This window comes from Oleiphilus sp. HI0123 (assembly GCF_001635315.1).
This window is the reverse complement of record NZ_LWGE01001727.1, coordinates 1-2521: the sequence shown is the minus strand read 5'-3', so window position 1 is coordinate 2521 and position 2521 is coordinate 1. Positions and strand designations below refer to the sequence as shown.

At 41.9% G+C, this 2521-nt stretch carries 4 protein-coding genes; 2 read left to right on the top strand and 2 right to left on the bottom strand.

The genetic code is table 11. The features are described from left to right. Window positions 1-134 precede the first annotated feature (134 nt). A complete protein-coding gene (locus tag A3761_RS23370) occupies window positions 135-542 on the bottom strand; it encodes a hypothetical protein (RefSeq protein ID WP_068553629.1) in 408 nt (135 codons plus the stop codon). A gap of 172 nt (window positions 543-714) precedes the next feature. Here A3761_RS23370 and A3761_RS23365 point away from each other — a divergent pair, with 172 nt between their 5' ends. Continuing rightward, entirely contained in the window at window positions 715-909 is a 195-nt protein-coding gene (locus tag A3761_RS23365) for a type II toxin-antitoxin system VapB family antitoxin (protein WP_068553630.1), read from the top strand. Next, window positions 906-1307 (top strand): PIN domain nuclease, encoded by a 402-nt coding sequence (locus A3761_RS23360; protein WP_068511100.1) that lies wholly within the window; start codon window positions 906-908, stop codon window positions 1305-1307. The genes A3761_RS23365 and A3761_RS23360 overlap by 4 nt, the downstream gene beginning before the upstream one ends. Window positions 1308-2108: 801 nt before the next feature. On the opposite strand, the gene A3761_RS28135 is transcribed toward A3761_RS23360, so the two are convergent. Beyond that, the coding region (locus A3761_RS28135) for a hypothetical protein (protein ID WP_197473201.1) at window positions 2109-2521 on the bottom strand (413 nt) is incomplete at its 5' end.

The following is a 2521-nucleotide window of genomic DNA, read 5'->3' as shown; positions in this document are numbered from 1 at the left end:
ATTTTCCATCGGCCTACAAAATCGTGCACTGAATTCTCCCTGAAATATAACGCTTACATTTGCGGCGGTTTTGTAGCGAGGCACGAGCGGAAAAACCGTCCAAGCCACGCAGTGGCTGAGGCAACATGTACTTGTTATAACTCAACTGCCACCTCAAAAGTATGACTAAAATTCTTATAGCCAGTACGTTCAAATTCTAAAATCCATTCAGATTCGATCGTTGCCAAAAGCTTCCCTGATTCGGCTTTACCAAAGGTGATTTTTGTAACATCCACGGGACTATGAGCAGCAAAGAAATATACCGAACCGTCGATGTAACCATCTTCAGGGTTTGTAGGGAATAAGAATTCTCTACCTTCTAACTCTGAAGAGGCTATAGGTATCTTGATGCCCTCAAGCCTAATGCTGGTTTTTACGGACTCAGAGTAATCATCTATTTTCAGTTCAAACGGAGCCAGCTCAATTTCAAGCGAGACATCACCGCTTGCCCCTTTCATTGTTGCCTTAGAAGCTGAAATTACTTGAATCGGGAAGTCTTCCATAATCTACCTTAGGTTATAACGCCGCGTTAACAGGCGTAGTAACAATGGCGGCTTTTTTGCCGCGTAGCGCGAAAAAGGTGACATTGTTACGGAGTCCTTGTTGAACGCTTGGTTATGTTTATTTATTGTGCTAATGTGTATTTAGTTAATTTGTTATACACATAGGTGTTTTATGAGAACCAACATTGTAATTGATGACGAGCTAATGGCAAATGCTTTAAAGGTAAGCGGCTTACATACAAAGAAAGATGCTGTTGAAGAAGGCTTAAAGTTGCTTATTAAGCTAAATGAACAACAAGCTGTACGTAGTTTAAGGGGGAAAATACACTGGGAAGGCGATTTAAACGAAATGCGAGGCGATAAGTGATTATTGCTGACACAAGTGTTTGGATTGATTATTTTAACGGCGTAGTAAGTCCCTATACCGATGAGTTAGACAGGCAATTAATGAAGGGGAATGTTGCTTTAGGCGATTTAATTTTGCTTGAGATATTGCAGGGCATAAAAAGCGACAAAGAATACAATAAAACCAAGTCTGTACTTGGGAAACTAGACCAATATGAAATGCTTGGTCATAGGATGGTATTGCAATGTTCGGACTATTATCGATTGCTGAGGAAGCGAGGCATTACGATAAGGAAAACAGCGGATGTGATTATTGCGACTTTTTGTATAGATAATAAGGTGCCGCTTCTTTTTACCGATAGAGATTTCAAACCATTTGTAGAACACTGCGGATTAATTTCAGCCATTTCAAAGACATAACGCTTTTATAAACGGCGCACAGCTCTATCGTGCGTCCAACGCAGGCCACGTCTCTTTGTGGCCGGAGTGATGTTTGATGAACTGGTTAGATGTTTTAGAACACCCAACTAAACCAAACACCACGTTAAAACCTAAGTGCTTGCCTTGAGACAAAAACACCATAGATGGCGACTTTACCGGATTCCCTAGGAGCACACCACCGACGAAGCCTCTACAAATTAAAATGTACCTGAGAAACTTAAACAGCAGAACGGAACAGTTGGAAACCGTGCCACACACCCTAAAATTTTAAACGGTGGAATGCTTGATTAGAACTGAGCACTCCTTGCCGAATATTGAGCCTTAAACCTAAAGGCAAAAAAACATTTAACGCTTACATAAAGGGCCGGCGCGTCGCGACGGTCCAGCCCAAACTTGTTTGGGCGATCTTTGATGTACTGGTTAGATGTTTTGATACACCCAACAACCCAAACGCCACGTTGTGTAGCCGAAGGCGAAACTTGAGTACCTGCCTGCGACTAAAATATATGAGTTGATGACTTTACCGGATTCCCTAGGAACACACCACCAACGAAACCTCTACAAATTAAAATGTACCTGAGAAGCTTAAACAGCGGAGCGGAACAGTTGGAAACCGTACCACCTACCCTAAAAATTTAAACGGAAAGATGCCAGATTAGAAACGTGCATTCCTTGCCGAATATTGAGCCTTAACCTTTAAGGCAAAAAAACATTTAACGCCGCGTTAACCGCGCGAGCCGAAGGCGAGTCCGGTTGAACGCTTGGTTAGAATTTCTTTATTTAGTACGTTTTAACTTCAAAATACTTTATTTTCTTGTTTTCAATAACTGGATCGATCACGTATATATTCCCAGCTTCCAGCCGCGCGATGATATTATTATCTTCTACTCTAGTTCGCTCCATTTCTGCGTATGCTTCAGAGCTTGCTACAATGGCACCAGTATCAACGCTTGCCCCCATGGCTCCGCCAGCAACACCTCCTGCAATAGCTCCTGCGATATATGCACCTTCATTGTACTTGTGACTGGTTACCTCAATTTCATACTCTCCGGGTTTGACATATAACCATCGTTTAGACTTTCCAGAAAGTTTTTCGCCATTAATTGACTTAAGTAACACTGTATAAATTGTTCCAGCCCTTTGTCCTTCACTGTATGTATACAAGATTGCTGACTCGCTTTTAGGGGTATTCT

Excerpts from the sequence above, each read along its gene's own strand:
- A3761_RS23370 (WP_068553629.1), bottom strand. The coding sequence starts at position 542 with ATGGAAGACTTCCCGATTCAAGTAATTTCAGCTTCTAAGGCAACAATG.
- A3761_RS23365 (WP_068553630.1), top strand. The coding sequence starts at position 715 with ATGAGAACCAACATTGTAATTGATGACGAGCTAATGGCAAATGCTTTA.